The sequence below is a fragment of the Arthrobacter sp. TS-15 genome, from assembly GCF_006964045.1.
Taxonomy (GTDB): Bacteria; Actinomycetota; Actinomycetes; order Actinomycetales; family Micrococcaceae; genus Arthrobacter.
On sequence record NZ_SDXQ01000006.1, the window covers coordinates 78,872 to 96,116 of the forward strand.

General features: G+C 62.7%; 15 protein-coding genes. 6 read left to right on the forward strand and 9 right to left on the reverse strand.

Features of this window, described 5'->3' with window-relative positions; all coding sequences use genetic code 11:
• Positions 1-59 precede the first annotated feature (59 nt).
• Positions 60-3,236, reverse strand: a complete 3,177-nt coding sequence (locus EU811_RS01585) for a S8 family serine peptidase (protein ID WP_446698032.1) — start codon at positions 3,234-3,236, stop codon at positions 60-62.
• Positions 3,237-3,495: 259 nt separating this feature from the next.
• Positions 3,496-6,156, reverse strand: a complete 2,661-nt coding sequence (locus EU811_RS01590; protein ID WP_238703257.1) for an exo-alpha-sialidase — start codon at positions 6,154-6,156, stop codon at positions 3,496-3,498.
• Between the two features lie 114 nt (positions 6,157-6,270).
• Here EU811_RS01590 and EU811_RS01595 point away from each other — a divergent pair, with 114 nt between their 5' ends.
• Together EU811_RS01595 and EU811_RS01600 are read left to right on the forward strand one after the other, a co-directional pair.
• On the forward strand, positions 6,271-7,209 hold the full coding sequence (locus tag EU811_RS01595; protein WP_142936772.1) for an NAD(P)-dependent oxidoreductase: 939 nt from the start codon (positions 6,271-6,273) through the stop codon (positions 7,207-7,209).
• A 145-nt stretch (positions 7,210-7,354) separates the two neighbouring features.
• Entirely contained in the window at positions 7,355-8,323 is a 969-nt protein-coding gene (locus tag EU811_RS01600; protein ID WP_142936773.1) for a manganese catalase family protein, read from the forward strand.
• Positions 8,324-8,385: 62 nt separating this feature from the next.
• Here the strand turns inward: EU811_RS01600 and EU811_RS01605 are convergent, their stop codons facing one another.
• The gene (locus tag EU811_RS01605; RefSeq protein ID WP_142936774.1) at positions 8,386-8,676 is read right to left on the reverse strand and encodes a DUF1540 domain-containing protein; all 291 of its coding nucleotides are present in this window, start codon (positions 8,674-8,676) and stop codon (positions 8,386-8,388) included.
• A gap of 128 nt (positions 8,677-8,804) precedes the next feature.
• A complete protein-coding gene (locus EU811_RS01610; protein WP_142936775.1) occupies positions 8,805-8,987 on the reverse strand; it encodes a hypothetical protein in 183 nt (60 codons plus the stop codon).
• A 306-nt stretch (positions 8,988-9,293) separates the two neighbouring features.
• Here EU811_RS01610 and purS point away from each other — a divergent pair, with 306 nt between their 5' ends.
• From purS to purL, 3 genes are read left to right on the forward strand one after another with little or no spacing between them, the layout of a single operon-like run.
• Positions 9,294-9,545 (forward strand): phosphoribosylformylglycinamidine synthase subunit PurS, encoded by a 252-nt coding sequence (gene purS / locus EU811_RS01615; RefSeq protein ID WP_011773385.1) that lies wholly within the window; start codon positions 9,294-9,296, stop codon positions 9,543-9,545.
• Between the two features lies 1 nt (position 9,546).
• Positions 9,547-10,317, forward strand: a complete 771-nt coding sequence (gene purQ / locus EU811_RS01620; protein ID WP_142936776.1) for a phosphoribosylformylglycinamidine synthase subunit PurQ — start codon at positions 9,547-9,549, stop codon at positions 10,315-10,317.
• A complete protein-coding gene (purL, locus tag EU811_RS01625) occupies positions 10,314-12,623 on the forward strand; it encodes a phosphoribosylformylglycinamidine synthase subunit PurL (protein WP_142936777.1) in 2,310 nt (769 codons plus the stop codon). The genes purQ and purL overlap by 4 nt, the downstream gene beginning before the upstream one ends.
• Positions 12,624-12,698: 75 nt before the next feature.
• Here the strand turns inward: purL and EU811_RS01630 are convergent, their stop codons facing one another.
• The 4 genes from EU811_RS01630 to EU811_RS01645 all read right to left on the reverse strand — a co-directional run bounded on the left by EU811_RS01630 (position 12,699) and on the right by EU811_RS01645 (position 16,089).
• Positions 12,699-14,117: a putative bifunctional diguanylate cyclase/phosphodiesterase gene (locus tag EU811_RS01630; protein WP_142936778.1), complete on the reverse strand. Its 1,419-nt coding sequence runs from the start codon at positions 14,115-14,117 to the stop codon at positions 12,699-12,701.
• On the reverse strand, positions 14,114-14,617 hold the full coding sequence (locus EU811_RS01635; RefSeq protein ID WP_142936779.1) for a hypothetical protein: 504 nt from the start codon (positions 14,615-14,617) through the stop codon (positions 14,114-14,116). The genes EU811_RS01630 and EU811_RS01635 overlap by 4 nt, the downstream gene beginning before the upstream one ends.
• Entirely contained in the window at positions 14,614-15,792 is a 1,179-nt protein-coding gene (locus tag EU811_RS01640) for a GGDEF domain-containing protein (protein ID WP_142936780.1), read from the reverse strand. Before EU811_RS01640 ends, EU811_RS01635 begins: the two co-directional genes overlap by 4 nt.
• 90 nt (positions 15,793-15,882) lie before the next feature.
• Complete coding sequence (locus EU811_RS01645) at positions 15,883-16,089, reverse strand: hypothetical protein (RefSeq protein ID WP_238703258.1); 207 nt, start codon at positions 16,087-16,089, stop codon at positions 15,883-15,885.
• 125 nt (positions 16,090-16,214) lie between these two features.
• On the opposite strand from EU811_RS01645, the gene EU811_RS01650 reads away from it, so the two are divergent.
• Positions 16,215-16,508: a DUF503 domain-containing protein gene (locus EU811_RS01650; protein WP_142936781.1), complete on the forward strand. Its 294-nt coding sequence runs from the start codon at positions 16,215-16,217 to the stop codon at positions 16,506-16,508.
• On the opposite strand, the gene EU811_RS01655 is transcribed toward EU811_RS01650, so the two are convergent.
• Positions 16,505-17,146 carry a GntR family transcriptional regulator gene (locus EU811_RS01655; protein ID WP_142936782.1) on the reverse strand — a complete coding sequence of 214 codons (642 nt, stop codon included), beginning with the start codon at positions 17,144-17,146 and terminating at the stop codon, positions 16,505-16,507. The two genes, EU811_RS01650 and EU811_RS01655, sit on opposite strands and share 4 nt — an antisense overlap.
• Positions 17,147-17,245 lie beyond the last annotated feature (99 nt).

Genomic DNA, 17,245 nt, shown 5'->3' on the forward strand with positions numbered 1-17,245 from the left:
AGTAATAACGGCAGTGGCCGGTGNNCACCGGCCACTGCCGTTATTGGATCAAGCGGAAACTAGCCGGCGTTGTTGCTCTGCGTCGGCTCGTCAGCGCGGATCTTGCCGCGGGGCTTCTTGTCTTTCTTGTCCTTCTTGGGATCTTCCTCGTCCGGGACCACAACGGCTCCGCCCGGGTTGACCAGGACGGTGACGAAGCTTGGCTCGCTGGTTCCTGCGAAGGTCAGGCGGCCAATGTAGGAGCCGGGCTCCAGGTTCTTCCAGTTCAGCGAGATCTGACCGGTCTTGCCGTTGGCGAGGCGGATCGGATTCGGCGTCACGGTGGCGTTGCCCTGGTTTGCGCCCAGGACTGCAGCGTCAACAGTGGCCTTGGTGGGCTGGTTGTTGGGGCTCGCGTACAGGTTGGCGTAGACGTAGTAGTCGCCAGCTGCCGGGTTGGGGACGGACAGGGTTTCGCTGGCAGAGGCCGTGGCGGCAGGCAGTTGCTGACCGGAAGGCGTCACCACCAGCATGTCGAAGTCCGCGGCCTCGTTGGAGGAGATAACCGAGAACTTGGCCAGCGCGCTGTTGGCGCCAACGGTCACCTTCTTCACGTAGTTGGACGCGTTGGTTTCGCCGGCAAACGGACCAGGAACCAGCTCGACTGCCGAGGAATCCGCCTTGGACAAGCCATCAATGGTCACACCCACCGGCAGGTTGGTGCCGGAGGTGATGTTGATGGTTGCCGAGCCATTGGGGCCCGTTCCGGTGAAGGCGAGCGCCTTGTCCGCAATGACGGATTGCGGCCGGACGGCGATCGGCGAGGTGACGGTCTTGTTGGCACCCTGCCAGTTCAGCGAACCCATGGCGAACTTGCCCAGCTCGGCGTTCTTGTTTTCGAACTGAACCTTGAACGTCTTCTTCTCACCGGGAGCACCGAACGTCAGTACGGACGGTGTGACCTTGACGTTGACACCCGGGACGTTGGCTGTTGCCCGGTAGGTTCCCGCCGTCAGCGCCGTGAGGGTACGCGTGACTTCGATCTTCCCGGCCAGGTTGCCCAGGGCGAAGGAAGGTACGTTCATGTCGCGGGCAGCTGTGGTGCCGAGCCCCTCCATGCCCAGGTCCATGCCCGTGCCTTGGATGAACTTGAGATAGTCCTCGGTGGTGGCGTCGTACACGAGGCCCGGTGAAAGGACCTTGGCCGGATCAACCTGACCCGCGCCGGTGGCGAAGACGTCCTTGTTGACGGCACCGTTGGCCAGCTTGACCGGACCTGCGGTGGTCATCATGGCGGACTTCACCGTGGCCGGGGACCACTGCGGGTTCTTGCCCAGGATCAGTGCGCCGAAACCGGCTACGTGGGGTGAAGCCATGGACGTTCCGGACAGGAAGCCGAAGTTGTCTCCACCGGTTCCGATCGGCGAGACGCCCGCGAGGATAGCGACGCCGGGAGCGGACACGTCAGGCTTCAACAGGTCAGAATCCGTAGCAAGCAGCGGTCCGCGGGAGGAGAATCCGGCGATCTGCGGCTGCGCTTCAGCAGGCAGTCCCGTGGTGTCGCGGTTCAGCAGGGACACGGTGACGCCCGGGTTGGCCGTGACCTTGTCCTTGATGGTCTGCGTTGCAGGCGGGTTCACGTGGACGGTGGGGATGACGTGCTTGTCAGTGTCCAGCGAGGATTCCGTGAGGTTCACCAGGATCATGCCCACGCCACCGCCGCGCAGGACCTCGGCGCTCTTGGCCGTTCGGTCAACAACACCACGGTCGCAGACAACAACCTTGCCGGCTACCTTGGCCGGGTCCAGTGAGCCCGGAGCACACAGGGCCGCATTTCCTTGGCCGCTTGCAGCGCTGGTGGACAGCACGACGCCGGCCCCGGTCACCTCGCGGTTCATGATGGACGCTCCGCGGAACTTGCTGCCATCGGAGAACTCAACAGTGCCCTGGAGCTCCTGCGAGAAGGAGGTGGCGGCTACCGTGGTCAGCCACGGCGCTCCGTGGTTCACGGTGCTGGCAGTCGGACCGGAGTTACCGGCCGAGGTTGCCACGAAGATCCCTGCGGAAGCTGCTGAGAGGAACGCCAAGGAAACCGGATCCGTGGTGGTGGTGGTTGAACCCGAAATGGAGTAGTTCAGCACGTCCACGCCGTCCAGGATGGCCTGCTCGATCGCGTCAACTGAAGCGGAGCCGTAGCAACCACCGGCGGCGGGATCGGTGTCTTCCCAGCAGACCTTGTAGACGGCGAGTTTGGCGGCGGGTGCGATCCCGCTGGTGGTTCCGAAGCTGCGGCCATCCACTACGGCGTCAACGTTGGCGTTGCCCGCTGCCGTGCTTGCCGTGTGGGTGCCGTGGCTGTCCACGTCCACAGGAGAGATGACTTCCTCGGAAGCGCGGTTTTCCGGTGGGACTGTTTCCAGGAAGGCGTCCGCGAAGTAGTGGGTGCTGAGGACCTTGGAGTTGCAGGCGCTGCCATCGTAATCCGCGCCGGTATCGGTACCGGGCTGGCATTCGCCCACGAAAGTATCGCCGTCGGCCTTAAGCATGGCGATCTTGCCGTCAGCGGTGCGGTACGGAACCCCTACCTGGGGGTTCCCCACCAGCGGACCAACGGGCTCCCCGGCGAAGAACGGGTTGGAGGGGGTGTACCCGGTATCGATCACGCCAACCACGGTGCCCTTGCCGGCGTTGTCCTGGCCGCCGTATTGGGTAGCCCAGGTCCCGTTGGGGCCGCTGAGCTTGAGGAAGTCGGTGGTGGAGTAGTCCGGAGCGTACTGCGTGTCCGGTGCAACCATGAGGACCTTGGGGTCCTTGGCAAGGTTGATGGCCTGGTCCGCCGTGAGGTTGGCACTGAAGCCGTTGACGGCGGTAGTGAAGTCACGCTTGATGGTGACGTTTTCCTGCTGGGCGACTTCCTGCTGCTTTTGCTGGAGGTGCTGCTGGTATTCCTTCACCTCGGCGCTGTCTGCGTCGAGCTTCTTGCCTTCCTCCGGCTTGGTGGGCGCGAGGCCTGCCGTGCCGCCGTCGTAAGTCGCTGCAGGTTTCTCGGCCAGCACCACCATGTAGCGGCCGTCCTTGTAGGCGCTGGGGTCAAGGTTCTTCTTGGCCACGCCTGCACCATTCCCGGGCGCCTCCGGCGCGGGAGCGGCCTGGGCGGGCATCGCCATGGACGAGAGCAGCAACGGCAGGCCGACGGCGAGCGCCGCAGCCTTCCGGAGTCCCCCGCTTCTGACGAAGCTCTTTCCTTGTGATTTCACGAGTGGTTGCACCTTTCACTGAGGGAGGACCGGGCTCCATCGCCCAGGCCTGTCAACTTTAAGTTGGTTGAACCTTTGACAGTTCTTGTCAAAGCAGCGCAACCAGCCGAGTCACAGAGTACCTAGTGAGAGCCGAATATGACATACAGCACATTTCAAGATTTTTGTCTTGTCACAGCGAGGGTGATTCGTCAGGGAATGACAAACGGCGGACCGCTGCAGAGTACTGCGGTCCGCCGCTTACTTCCGAGCCAATGAGCTAGCCCTTCGGTGTCACCTGCATCCGGTCAAAGGAGACCTGGACGCCGTTCTGATCCAGGACCACCACGTCATCCCGGCCGTTCTTCACGTCGGCGGGAAGCGTGAACTTCACCGTGTTATCCGCCCCCGGAAAGTTCCAGCCAAGGCGGTAGCCCGTTTTGTTCAGGTACAGGTAGTACCACTGACCATGGTCAAGGCCGTTCAAGACCACTTCCTGGCCCGTCCGGTATTTCTCTGCCGTGCCCAGGTCGAACGCCGGCGTGCCGAGTTCCTGGCGCGCGATGGCCGGTTCCGTGTCCGGCTTGGTCCTCAGCTCTACCGGGTCACCATTCACGGTGATGATCTTGGTGGTCTGCCCCGCCGAGCTGACTTCCCAGGTGGTCTTTGGAATGAAGAACCCCTGCTCAGCTTCTTCGGCAGTGACGGTGTGGCGCGGGGTGGCGCACTGGTAGCTCTGGCCGGCCGGCAGCACGCTGTAGCGGCAGTTGCCCGGCCCTTCCGGCAGGAACGGGCTGAAGTTGCCGGCGGTGGGGACCACCTTCTCCACCAGCGGGCTCGTGTTCTTCACCGTGAAGGTGTACGGGACCTGGTCACCTGCCGCGTAGGGCTGGGTTGCAAGGTCACGTCCGACGTCGGCACGCGCCCCGCTGACATCGGCTGTCAGCAGTCCGTCGCGCAAGGCGACCGCAGCGCCGGTAAACGGCACCGTTTTGGTGAGCGACGGCGTCGTGCTGGCTGTGATGCTGAAGCTCGCCTCGGGCACGAAGTAACCGCGCTCGATGTCGGCCGCGGTGATCACGTGCTTGGCGGTGGTGCAGTTGTAGCTGGCACCTGCGGCCAGGTTGTTGTACCGGCAGTTAGGGGCCGACGGCGGCAGGAACCCGGAGTCGAAGGTCCCGGAAACCGGCACCGCGTTTGCCGTGACGTTGGCAGTGCTCTTGACGTTGAGCGAGTAATTGAGAACATCGCCCACTTGGTACGGGTTGGCGACCATATCCCGGGCAGGTGCCGTTCCCGTGATGCTCAGGCCCACCTGCGGGGCAACCGGCACGGTGGCGGTGAAGGTGAACTGCGAAACCCTGCCATTCGCGGTGGTGAACGCCGCATTCACGTTTTGCGGTCCGCTGGCGTTGGCCGGTGCCGTCAGGGCAACGTTGACGGTCACCGAGGCACCGGGGGCGATGTCGGGAACCGGCACCGTGGTGGCCGACCAGCCGCCGGGTGTGTAGACGGTGGCCGTTGCGCCGGACAGGGTGCTGGCTTCCTGGTTGGTGACGGTCACGGGCACCTGCTGCGTAGCACCGGGCGCAGTGGTGACAGCCGGGACAGACAGAGGGGCGCAGACGTAGTTCAGCCAAGCATCGTCGAACTTGGCGAAGGGCATGTTGTCCGTGTAGTTGCCTTCGTAGAGGACCCCAAACTTGCCTTCTTCCAAGCGGGTCACCGTGGAGTACGCGGAGAAGCCGGAACGGATGGTGCGGACGCCGGGCCAGGTGGCGCCGTCGTCGCAGGAGACGCGGGCCGAGACGTTTTCGCGGCCGGTTTTGGAGTTGGCGTTGGTAAAGATGAGCTTCTTTGCATCAGCTGAGCCCTGCGCCGCGTTGGGGAACATACGTGCGATGGCACCGTTGTTGGCGGGATCCGGGAGCTCGGTGTCCTGGGTGACCGGACCGTACGTAGCGCCGCCGTCCGTGGAGATGGCCACTTTACGGTAGCCCTGGTTGGCGTTGTCCCGGGAGTTCAGGAGAACGCGGCCGTCGGAGAGTTCCACGGTCTTGTTCTCGTCCATGCGGTCCCCGACGTTGGCGCCCTTGTGCCAGGTGGCGCCGTGGTCATCGGAGTAGACGGAGTAGGCCTGGATCTTGTTGGTGCCATCTGCTTGGCGGACATCGCCGGCGTATTGCTGAATCAGGCGCCCTTTGTACTGGCCATATTTGAGTTGGATACCTTCCCCGGAGGAGGCGAAGTTGGACCTGATGTCGCCGGCGACAGGGTTCGTCTTGCTGGTGCCCGGCTTGGTGACGTTGGTGATAAGCCGTGGCTGGCTCCACGTGACGCCGGCGTCCGAGGACTCGATGACGGCGGAGGAGATCACGGTCCTATCGGCGTCATTGTTGCCGAATTGGCTTCCGCCGAAGCCTTGGTCTTTGGAGTAGACAAAGAAGGCGAATACCTTGCCCGCTTCAGCGTCATAGATATAGGAGGGGTCGCTGTAACCATATTTCGGCCCGCTGGCATCACCAACATGTCCGGCCGCTATGACAGTGACCGGACCCCACGTCTGGCCACCATCGGTGCTGCGACGCTGGACGATCGAGTTGGGGTTGGGAGCGTCCGCCGCTGAACCCGGACGTCCGTCCCAAGCAGCAAGGACCACGTTGTTGCCCAGGTAGGTCAGGGCGGGAATCCGGTAGAAGAAGTTGGCTGCGGTACGATCCGCGCCGATGTTGGCCTCGGTGAACGTGCCCGGGGCTGCTGCGGGGTTGTTGGGCGGAATCGGGGCGGCTGTGGCCGGAAGAGCGAGCCCGGCCAGGAGGGCGGCGCTGAGGGCGCCGGCGGCTGCTGTTCGCGCAAAGGATGAAGATCTCAAATCGAGGGGTCCTTTCGAGTGGGTGCTACGTGCTACGTCGAACGTCCTATAACCTAGGGACGTCCTCATACCCTAAGGTGTTCAGCGTCACATTGCCAGAGATGAAGTTGGAGCGCGCTTGGCGGACGGGCAAAGCGGTAGCCTCAAACTCGAAACCACCCACCCTTGAGCACTGGAGTTGCCGTGAAAATTCTCGTCCCGGACACCATCGAGCTGGACCTCTCCGCCCTCGAGGACCAGGTCTTCGTCTATCAGGTGGACCAGCCGATCCCCGCAGAACACCGGGACGCCGAGGTCCTGGTTGTCTGGCGGAACACTTCGGACAATCTGTCCGACGCCGCCCGCTCGATGCCCCACCTCAGGTTGGTGCAGACGCTCGCGGCCGGTCCCGACTCCGTACTCTGCGCCGGCTTTGCGGACGGCGTGGCCATTACCTCCGGCCGCTCGCTCCACGACGGCCCCGTGGCCGAACACGCACTGGCACTGGTTTTGGCAGCCGTGCGCCGCATGGATGTCCTGCAGGAGTCCCAGAAGGCTGCCAGCTGGAACCAGCCTTACAACGCAGCGCAGTCGGACCCGGCAACGGAACAGCTCTACACGCTCGACGGCGCCAAGGTCACCATCTGGGGTTTCGGTTCCATTGCAGGGCGGCTCGCTCCCCTGCTGGCGGCTTTGGGCGCGAAGGTCACCGGCGTGGCCAACTCAAAGGGTGATCGCTACGGCTTCCCCGTGGTCTCAACCGAAGAACTGCAGGATGTCCTCGCTACAACCGATGTCCTGATCTCCATACTGCCCGCCACCCCGGAAACCGCCGACTCCCTGAACAAAGGGATCCTCGCCGCCCTGCCGTCCACGGCAGTCTTTGTGAACGTTGGGCGCGGTGCCACCGTTGACGAAGAAGCTCTTCTCGCAGCTCTTACCGAGGGCCGCCTGCGCGTAGCGGCACTGGACGTGACCAAGGTTGAACCCCTGCCGGCCGACTCGAAGCTATGGGCCGCCCCCAACCTGATCATCACGCCGCACGTTGCGGGCAACCGACCCAAAGGCTCGGCTCGCCTGGTCACAGAGAACGTCACCGCACTCAAGGAAGGCAAGCCGTTCACCAACCAAGTGGCCGGCTAGATCCCACCCCTTTTCCTCACGGGATCCAATTCCTCACAGGATTTCATTGCCCCCGAATAGTAAGCATGCTTATGGTATGTAAGTCCGGGGTGGCCAGCAGAGGGTTTCCATCCCACACAGAGCATGAGACAACGTGAGGAAACGTATGTACCTGCACACCCAGCTTCTCATCAATGAAATCGCCGCCGACGAGCCGGATCCCGCAGCCGCCAATGCCCTCCAGGAAGGTCTGGGCGGCCAGTTCGGCGAAATGCGCACCATGATGCAATACCTGTTCCAGAGCATGAATTTCCGGGGTGACGCGGCGTCGAAGCCGTACAAGGATCTACTGCAGGGCATCGGCACTGAAGAGATCAGCCACGTGGAGCTCATCGGAACCACCATTTCCCAGCTCCTTGACGGCTCACCCCGCTATCAGGGCAAGAAGTCCGATCCCGTGGACCAGCCGGGCGCAGGGGGATCTACTCCCTTGAAGATCGCACTGGACACCAGCAACATCCACCACTACTTGGTGGGCGCTCAAGGTGCCCTGCCTGTGGATGCCGCCGGTAACCCGTGGAGCGGCTCGTACGTCTACAACAGCGGCAACCTGGTGCTGGACCTGCTCTACAACCTGATGTTGGAGTCAACGGGCAGGCTGCAAAAGTGCCGCATCTACGAAATGACGGACAACAAGACCGCGCGTTCCACCATCGCGTACCTGATTGTCCGGGACCAGGCGCACGAGAATGCGTATGCCAAGGCATTGGAGAGTCTGGGTGTGAACTGGGGCAAGCTGCTGCCCATACCCAAGACCAACGCCGAGCAGTTCCCGGAGGTGAAGAAGCTCCTGGACAAGGGACTGCAGAGCATCCAGTACACCTTCAGCGCTGACAATCTCAGCGAAGCAGGCAAACTCTACCGGGGAGCTTCTCCGTCAAACGACGGAACCGAGTTGAGCACCGACGTCATGCCCGACGGGTTCCCCATGACGGTCTCACCGGAACGCAAGGAAGAATTTGCGCCCGGCCTTGATCCGGAATTGATGGCCCTGATCCAAGCCACGGCAGAACAGGAAATGAAGGACGCGGACAGCCCCAAGGAAGCCAAGTCCACGTCGGCCAAGAAGAAATAACGAACCACAAAAAGGGTCCCCGCCTTAACCGAGGCGGGGACCCTTTTGGTAGGTGGTAGAGATCAGGAGTGCTCGTACGTCAGGCAGTCTGCAGCTTCGCGGCCGGGACCCACCTTGACGTCATGTGCCTCGCACATGAGGTTGTTGTTGTGGACGCACTCGGAGCGCTGGCAGGCACCAACGTGGGCGAGGACCTTGGGAAGGCCGCCCATGGCATTGGTGTCAATGAACGTTGCGCAGGAAGCGTGATCCTGGCTGCCACCAATGGTGATGCCAAAGGCTGTGCAGCCGTCATGGTTGAATCCGCAGCTGCCAACGCTACAGGCGGATACTTCGGCAATGTGTTCGGTCATTGTTCCTCCTGGTTGGATCCTGAATAATACTGAGGCTAAACCCCGCGTGTATTACCCAAGCTACGCCCGAATCACGCCCTTTAACCTCTTCGAATAGCGCATTTGTATGTGCGCTAATGCCCGGAGGATTATCGGGGAGTTCGCAGGGCATCACTGATTTTGGCACGTGTTTCGGCGTCCAGAGGCGCCGTCACGCGATTGTCTCTCGCCACCCGATCCGCCCTGATCTTCTGAATGACCATCCGGCCCAAACCAGCAAAAACGGCTGCGGCCACAACGCCCAGCACCATCGATTTCGGTTTCTCAGCCATGCCGCAATCCTAGTGACGCGAACCACCCGGCGAAAGTGCCGCCGTCGGGCCCTCATCTGGTCCAATTTCCTCCGCCGCGGCGGGGTGTCCTCGCGCAATCCGGCTGAATAGGGTATGTGCGCCGCTCCCGGTAGAATAGGTGTGCAAGCTCGCGGAGCGCCCCCCATGCCGTTCAAACATTGCAGTTCACCACCGTGTTTAACCCTGTGTTCAAGACGCTGTTTGAATGCGGCTGAACGGCGTGAGACGGCACCTCCGCGGCAGCCTTATTTAAGGTTCACCCAACTCACGCACAGGAGTTACCGGATGCCCCGGATCGTCGTTGACGTCATGCCCAAGCCCGAGATTCTGGACCCCCAGGGGAAAGCCATCGTGGGTGCTCTGCCCCGCCTCGGCTTCAACAGCTTCAGCGCAGTCCGTCAGGGCAAGCGCTTCGAACTGACCGTCGACGGCGAGGTGACCGACGCTATCCTGGCCCAGGCCCGCGAAGCTGCCGAGACCCTCCTGTCCAACCCGGTGATCGAGGATGTTGTCAACGTCGAGGTCGTCGAGGCCTGATATGACGTCGATCCCCCTGATTGGCGAGGCTGTGGCCGTCGCCGCAGAACCCCGCTTGGCCGGCGCCAAGATCGGCGTCGTCACCTTCCCCGGCACCTTGGACGACCGCGACGCCGCCCGTGCAGTGCGTCTTGCAGGCGGCACCGCCGTTTCGCTCTGGCATGCAGACACCGAACTGGGCGATATTGACGCTGTCATCATCCCCGGCGGTTTCTCCTACGGCGACTACCTCCGCGCCGGTGCCATCTCGCGCTTCGCTCCGTTGATGTCCAAGATCATCGATGCCGCGAACTCGGACGCAAAGCTCCCGGTTTTGGGTATTTGCAATGGTTTCCAGATCCTGACCGAGTCGCACCTGCTGCCCGGCTCCATGATCAAGAACGACCACCTGAAGTTCATTTGCCGCGACCAGACGTTGCGCGTGGAAAACGCCAACACTGCGTGGACCGTGGACTACACCGACGGCCAGGAAATCATTGTGCCGTTGAAGAACCAGGACGGCCAGTACATCGCCGACGAAAAGACACTGGATGCCCTTGAGGCTGAGGGCCGCGTGGTGTTCCGCTACGTGGGCTTCAACCCGAACGGCTCCCGCCGCGATATCGCGGGCATCTCCAACGCCGCGGGCAACGTGGTGGGCCTCATGCCGCACCCCGAGCACGCTGTGGAGACCGGATTCGGCCCGGAGTCCCTTGATGGGGCTCCCCGCGACACCGACGGCCTGGGCTTCTTCACCTCCGTACTGACCAAGATTGTGGGAGGCGACAAGTGACCACGGAAACCACCAAGAAGTTCAACATCGACACCGTTGAGCACGCTGCCAAGACCCCGGACACGGAACTCCCGTGGGCCGAGTTGGGCTTGAAGCAGAACGAATTCGACGAGATCGTCAAGGTTCTCGGCCGCCGCCCCACCGGTGCCGAGCTGGCCATGTACTCCGTCATGTGGAGCGAGCACTGCTCCTACAAGTCCTCCAAGAACCACCTCCGCCAGTTCGGCGAGAAGGTCACCGAGGAAATGAAGAAGGACATGCTGGTTGGCATCGGCGAGAACGCCGGCGTCACCAACTTGGGCGACGGCTGGGCCGTGACGTTCAAGATCGAGTCCCACAACTCGCCGTCGTTCGTTGAGCCTTACCAGGGTGCCGCTACCGGCATCGGCGGCATCGTCCGCGACATCATCTCCATGGGCGCACGCCCGGTTGCCGTGATGGACCCGCTGCGTTTCGGCGCGATCGACCACCCGGACACCGCCCGCGTCATGCACGGTGCTGTTGCCGGCATCGGCGGCTACGGCAACTGCCTGGGCCTGCCGAACATCGGCGGCGAAATGGTGTTCGACTCCGTATACCAGGGCAACCCGCTGGTGAACGCACTCGCCGTAGGCGTCATGCGCCACGAGGACATCCGCCTGGCCAACGCATCCGGCAAGGGCAACAAGGTTGTCCTGTTCGGCGCGCGCACCGGCGGCGACGGAATCGGCGGCGCTTCGGTGCTGGCCTCGGAGTCCTTCGATGACACCAAGCCCTCCAAGCGTCCGGCCGTCCAGGTGGGCGACCCCTTCGCTGAGAAGGTCCTCATTGAGTGCTGCCTGGAGCTCTTCAAGGGCTCGCTGGTTGAAGGCATCCAGGACCTCGGCGCTGCAGGAATTTCCTGCGCCACGTCCGAGCTCGCGTCCAACGGTGATGGCGGCATGGAAGTGGAGCTGACTTCGGTCCTGCTCCGCGACCCCACACTGACCCCGGGCGAGATCCTTATGTCCGAGTCGCAGGAACGCATGATGGCCGTGGTCACCCCGGAGAACATCGCAGCGTTCGAAGCCGTGATGGACAAGTGGGCCGTGGAGTACTCCTGGTTGGGTGAAGTTACCGATACCGGTCGCCTCATCATCACCTGGGAAGGCGAAGTAATCGTCGACGTCGATCCCCGCACCGTTGCGCACGACGGCCCGGTCTACGACCGTCCGTTCGCCCGCCCGGAGTGGCAGGACTCGGTGCAGGCCAACGCCTTCACCGGTTCCGTTGAGGACGCAGGCCGTCCGTCGGCGCCCACCGAGCTGGCTGCAGCCGTCACCGAACTGGTGGCATCGCCTAACATGTGCAGCAAGGCCTGGATCACCAAGCAGTACGACCGCTACGTTGGCGGCAACACTGCCATGGCGTTCCCGGACGATGCCGGCGTGGTCCGCGTTGACGAGGAAACCGGCCTGGGCGTTGCCTTGGCCACCGACGCCAACGGCCGCTACACCTACCTTGAGCCCTACCAGGGTGCGCAGCTGGCGCTGGCCGAGGCCTACCGCAACGTTGCCACCTCCGGTGCTGTTCCGATGGCCGTCAGCGACTGCCTGAACTTCGGCTCCCCCGAGGATCCGGATGTCATGTGGCAGCTGGCCGAAGCCATCCGTGGTCTCTCCGACGCCTGCATGGAACTCGGCATCCCCGTGACCGGCGGCAACGTCTCGCTCTACAACCAGACCGGCACCACGCCGATCCACCCCTCCCCTGTGGTGGCAGTTCTGGGCAAGCTCGACGACGTCGCCCGCCGCACGCCGTCGGGCTGGCGCGAGGACGGCCAGGCCATCTACCTGCTGGGCACCACCGCAGCAGAGCTGGATGGTTCGGAATGGTCCAACCTCCGCGGACACCTCGGTGGCTTGCCGCCGAAGGTGGACCTCGCAGCAGAGCGCGCCTTGGGCGAGATCCTGATCAACGCTTCCCGCGACGGCATGGTTGACGCAGCACACGATCTCTCCGAAGGTGGCCTCGCGGCTGCTTTGGTGGAGTCCTCGCTGCGCTACGGCGTGGGCGCCCGCATCGCCCTTGAAGAGCTCATGGAGCGCGACGGCGTGGACCTGTTCACAGCACTCTTCTCCGAAACGCAGGCCCGGGCCGTCGTGTCCGTACCGCGTTCCGAGGAAGTCCGTTTCAAGGACATGTGCACGGCCCGTGGCTTCGCCCACCTCCGGATCGGCGTTGTTGACGCTGCCGGTGGAAAGCTGGAGATCAACGGCGTGGACGAGCTCTCCTTGGACGCTCTCCGCGAAGCACACGAAGGCACCCTGCCGAAGTACTTCGGCTAGAAGAAGCTATGCCAAAAGGCCCCTGCGAGCGTCCGCCAGGACGTGTGCAGGGGCCTTTTGCCTTCTCATAAGGTTTTAGCCCGGCCAAGTGCGCAGCAACATCAGCTGTTCGGTGAACTCGGCCTCCGGCAACGGCCTGCCAAAGTAGTAGCCCTGCCCGCTCGCGCAGCCTATGCTCCGAAGCGCTTCTGCTTGTTCGGAGGTCTCAATCCCCTCCCACACACCCTCCAAGCCGCAGGAGCGGATGACCTGCTGGATCGCGGCCAGGAAGTCCAGCTGTGAAGGATCCTTGCCCAGGTCCTTCACGAACTGCCGGTCCACCTTCACCCGGTCTACGGGCAGTTTCCTCAGGTATCCCATGGACGAGTAGCCGGCGCCGAAGTCGTCGATCTCAAGCCCCACACCGAGCCTGTGCAGGCTCGCCAGGGTGTAACGGTCAAGCTCGTTGTTGTGGATGATGGCACTCTCGGTGAGCTCCAGCACAAGTGATTCCGGGGCCACGCCTTGCCCCGCCAATGCCTCACTGACGTCGTCCACGAATTCCAGGCTTTGAAGATCGGCAGCAGAGACATTGATCCTCATGGAGAAGTCCTGGTGTGCGGTGGCCGGGGCATCCCGCCACCGCCGCAACTGGCCCACGGCCGTCCGCAGGACCCATCTGCCCAACTCCGCGATCAGGCCGGTGGCCTCGGCAACGGGGATGAACTGGTCCGGCATGATCAGGCCATGGACGGGGTGTTTCCACCGGACCAAAGCCTCGCAGCCCTCGATCCTGCCGGTGGCGAGCTCCATGATCGGCTGGTAGTAAAGGACCAGCTGGTCCGAACGGATGGCTTCGCGGAGTTCGCCCACGATCTGCCGCTGCAGCAGCCGTGCATGCAGGGTTGCGGGATCGAACACTTTGAGTTTGTTCCGGCCCTCGTTCTTGGACTCTTCCATGGCCAGATCGGCCTCTTGGAGAAGGTCCTCGATGCTGTGATGCGGCTCCGCGGTGCGCAGGCCGACGCTGGCGCCGCAGCGGATGCTGTTGTTCCCGAGGTCTATGTTCGGTTCCAGCGCGGCCAGGATGCGGTTCCCGACGGCGGTGGCCCGGCTTTGCGCGGTGGCGGGCAACAGCACAGCGAATTCGTCCCCACCCAGGCGGGTGACGACGTCGTCCTCCCGCACGGCAGACCGGATGCGCATGGCGACGGTGATCAGAATCTGGTCCGCCGCGGCATGGCCTGCGGAGTTCTTCAGTGCCCTGAAACCGTCCAGATTCATGAGGAGCAGGGCAGGGGGTACGGCACCCTTGGCAGCAGCTGCCTGGGCTTCGGAGAAAGCATTCTCCAAGGCCTGGCGGTTGCCGAGCCCGGTGAGTGGATCGGTAAGAGCGTCCCGGCGCTGTTCATACCGGGCGAGGTGGAGTTCCGTCATCAGGGCCTGGACGTGTAACTCCAGTTTCTGGATCCGCGAATCGACGGAGAGAAGCTTGTGGGGCTTCGTGGCACTCACGACTCTTCCAGGCGTCGCAACGTTGAGTCGGCAACAGCCTGGGGCTTGGTGACGGGGTTGCGGCGTTCGTCCAGGAAGAGCCGGTAAGAGGCAACATCCAACCTTCCATCCGGCTCAACTTTGTTGCCGGCACGGTAGACGTGGGGGATCCAGGCCCCTCCGACGATGGCCTCGATCCAGGCATCGCATTCGGCGAGCGGGAGGTGCACCCGGGTGCCGGTGTTCCTGCGGTGGCCCGCAATCGAGACTGTGATGCAGCTGCCCAGGAGTCCTTTGTCCGCGGTGAACCAGGCCAGGCCTTCGACGTCGGCCACTATGGTGAGGTTCGCGTTGCTGTCCTCCACCGACTGCACGGGGCCCATCCTGACGGAGCGGCGGTCAGCGTTCAGCGTGGTGGCTGTCCCGGCCTTATAGGGGGCACTGGTGATGCTCTGGCGGAAGACGGACAGCTCGTGGGTGTGCTGAATCTGAATCCGGGTGGTGAGTTCGTTTAGGGTCATGATCGTGCCTCATCCGCTATAGTGGCCGCCTCCGGGCGGTCGGCTCCTACAATCCTGTTTCTCCCTTGCGCCTTTGCGCTGTAAAGGGCTGCGTCAGCTACCTCGATCATGAAACTGAGGTCAGCGGACGCGGGAATGCTTGACGTCACTCCGTAGCTGATGGTGGGAAACACCACGCCGCCAGGGGCTGGAAATTCTGCCATTCGGCGGCTGATTTCGGTTGCGATGTTCTCTGCTCGGTCCTGTGTTGCCCCCGGCAGGAAGAGAACGAATTCTTCCCCGCCATAGCGTCCGATGAGGTCCGTGGACCGCACCGAGGCTGAGCATGCTTCGGCGAAGGCGCGCAAGGCCACATCCCCGGCTCCATGGCCGTGTTCATCGTTAACGGCCTTGAAGTGATCCAGATCGGCCAGGATAACAGCTGCCCCGGAACCCGTTGAATGCAACCGGTCAAGTTCAGTGGTGGCAAGGTCAAGGAAGGCTCCGCGGTTGAGGAGCCCTGTCAGGTGGTCGCGGGTAGCACGTTCGCGAAGGCCTTTGATGAGTTGGTCGCTGGTCAGGGCCGTCATGCTGAAGGAAACGGTGACCAGGAGGACCATGGAGATGAGGGCTGAAGGTCCAGGCCCAAAGTACGTGCGGAACGTGTAACTGGCCGGTCCTTCCAACGCATAAACCACCCAGCGTCCCAGGTAGTAGGCGGCCAGCAGGCCTGCGGCTATGGAGAGGGCTCTGTGGACTTGGGAGTGGGAAGACTTGATGAACCACAGGTCATAGGCGGCCAAGGCTATGCCCACGGTCATCATGGCCAGATAGACAAAACCACCGGACCAGACGTTGTTCCCGGGGCTTTCCAGAAAGGATGCGATAGCGGTGACGGCAGGACCAACAGCCAGCTGCCACAGCTTGGCCTTCCGGTCCCGGAGGGTCTTCGCCCCGGCCCACACGCTGAAGGAGCCTGCCACCACGAGGACGTTGCCCACGGGGTTTGCCCACACCTGATGGGGGGTTCCATTGAGGAGGAAGGCGGCGTTGCCCGCCATGAACTCGAGCAAGGCCAGGCTCCACCAGCCTGCGTACGGCGAGCGGGTTCGGTGGAAGGAAGCACAGAACAGCATCAGGAGCGTCACGGTGACCACGCCCAGAGCTACTCTTACCGAGAATGCATCGAGCTCCATGCCAACCCCCTCAGCTGGTCATCCTGTGCCTTTGAGTTTCAGTGTCGCCGGGCTTCCTCAACCTCCATGCTGTGTTTGCTCAAGATTTGCTCAAGATACGGTGTGGTTCCTCACCCAACCCAGTGGCCGTCGTCGTGATATTCCGAGCAACGCGAAGATCGCAATCCGCCATCCGTGGCGACGCAAGGTAGCCAGGCCGGAGACGATGATCATCATGGCGTTATCGAACAGCATGGATGGGAGGACCAAGCCCACAATGTCGTAGCCGATGTAGGTCACTATGGTGAATCCCACCACCAGCGGGTAGGCCAGGACGACGATTGGAGGGCTGCTCCTTCAGAGGGCGCCGCGGCCTGAGTTGGCTCAAGATTCCATCAACTCCACAGTGGTCCACCGCCCTGACCTGCGGCGATAATGAATTCATGTGGATCGGTTGGATTGAGTTCGACGTCCTTTTGGGCGATGTCCATAGCCTCAAGGAGAAGCGCTCGCTGCTGCGGCCCCTGGTAGCCGAGCTAAAGCGGCGCTTCGAGGTCTCTGCTGCCGAAACCGGGCTTCAGGACCAGCATCGTCGGGCGCTGGTTGGAGCCGCTGTGGTGGCCCCGGATCACGCGCATCTCCAACAAGTGCTCGACGCCGTTGAACGGTTCGTGGCCGCCCGGCCTGAGTTCGAGCTGCTCAGCGCACGGCAGCGGGAGCTGCACAGCGAGGATTAGTAGCCGATGACGGCCAAGCGCGTTGAATTCAGGTGGGCGTCGATGGCTTGGTGTGCCGCTTCCAGGCTGCGGCTGCGCAGCGCATCCACAATAAGCTGGTGCTCCCTGAGGACGTCTCCTGCGCGGTCTGTGCCTTGGGTGACTGCCTTGACGCCGATCCTGAGTTGCTTTTGCCGGAGCGAGGCGTAGAAGTCAGCAAGAACGGGATTGCCACCTGCCCGGACCATGAAGGTGTGGAACTCGGTATCCAGTTCGATGAACCGGGCCGGGTCGTCCTTGGCTTCCCGCTGCTGGTCTATGACGTTTTGGAAGGCATCGATCTGGGCCTCCAGCATGGTCTCTACCGTCGAGACAGCCCACTTTTCCACCACGGCCCTGGCCTGCAGGATGGCGCGGACGTCGGGGTCGGAGATCGGCGGCACATACGCGCCTTTGTGAGGAATCCGCTTCACGAATCCTTCGGCTTCAAGGCGCAGCAAGGCCTCACGCACGGGAGTTCGTGAAGTGCCCGTGGTTCTGGCCAGGACACCCTCGTTGAGGAAAGTTTCTTCCTCACGGGGCAGGGCTGCGATGTAGCTTTTCATCCACTGGTAGGCCACTTCTGGCTGCGACTGTGCAGCGGGGGTCATCTGGATCATGCAGAGCCTTTCTCGCGTAGCCCAGTATACGAGTTGCATTCAGAGCCTCGGGGACATTTAAAAACTTCTTCTTCAAATATAGACAAGTTGTATACAGCC

Coding starts and splice junctions, on each gene's coding strand:
- EU811_RS01590 (WP_238703257.1), bottom strand. CDS start 6,156: ATGAGGACGTCCCTAGGTTATAGGACGTTCGACGTAGCACGTAGCACC.
- EU811_RS01600 (WP_142936773.1), top strand. CDS start 7,355: ATGTACCTGCACACCCAGCTTCTCATCAATGAAATCGCCGCCGACGAG.
- EU811_RS01605 (WP_142936774.1), bottom strand. CDS start 8,676: ATGACCGAACACATTGCCGAAGTATCCGCCTGTAGCGTTGGCAGCTGC.
- EU811_RS01610 (WP_142936775.1), bottom strand. CDS start 8,987: ATGGCTGAGAAACCGAAATCGATGGTGCTGGGCGTTGTGGCCGCAGCC.
- purS (WP_011773385.1), top strand. CDS start 9,294: ATGCCCCGGATCGTCGTTGACGTCATGCCCAAGCCCGAGATTCTGGAC.
- purQ (WP_142936776.1), top strand. CDS start 9,547: ATGACGTCGATCCCCCTGATTGGCGAGGCTGTGGCCGTCGCCGCAGAA.
- EU811_RS01635 (WP_142936779.1), bottom strand. CDS start 14,617: ATGACCCTAAACGAACTCACCACCCGGATTCAGATTCAGCACACCCAC.
- EU811_RS01640 (WP_142936780.1), bottom strand. CDS start 15,792: ATGGAGCTCGATGCATTCTCGGTAAGAGTAGCTCTGGGCGTGGTCACC.
- EU811_RS01650 (WP_142936781.1), top strand. CDS start 16,215: ATGTGGATCGGTTGGATTGAGTTCGACGTCCTTTTGGGCGATGTCCAT.
- EU811_RS01655 (WP_142936782.1), bottom strand. CDS start 17,146: ATGATCCAGATGACCCCCGCTGCACAGTCGCAGCCAGAAGTGGCCTAC.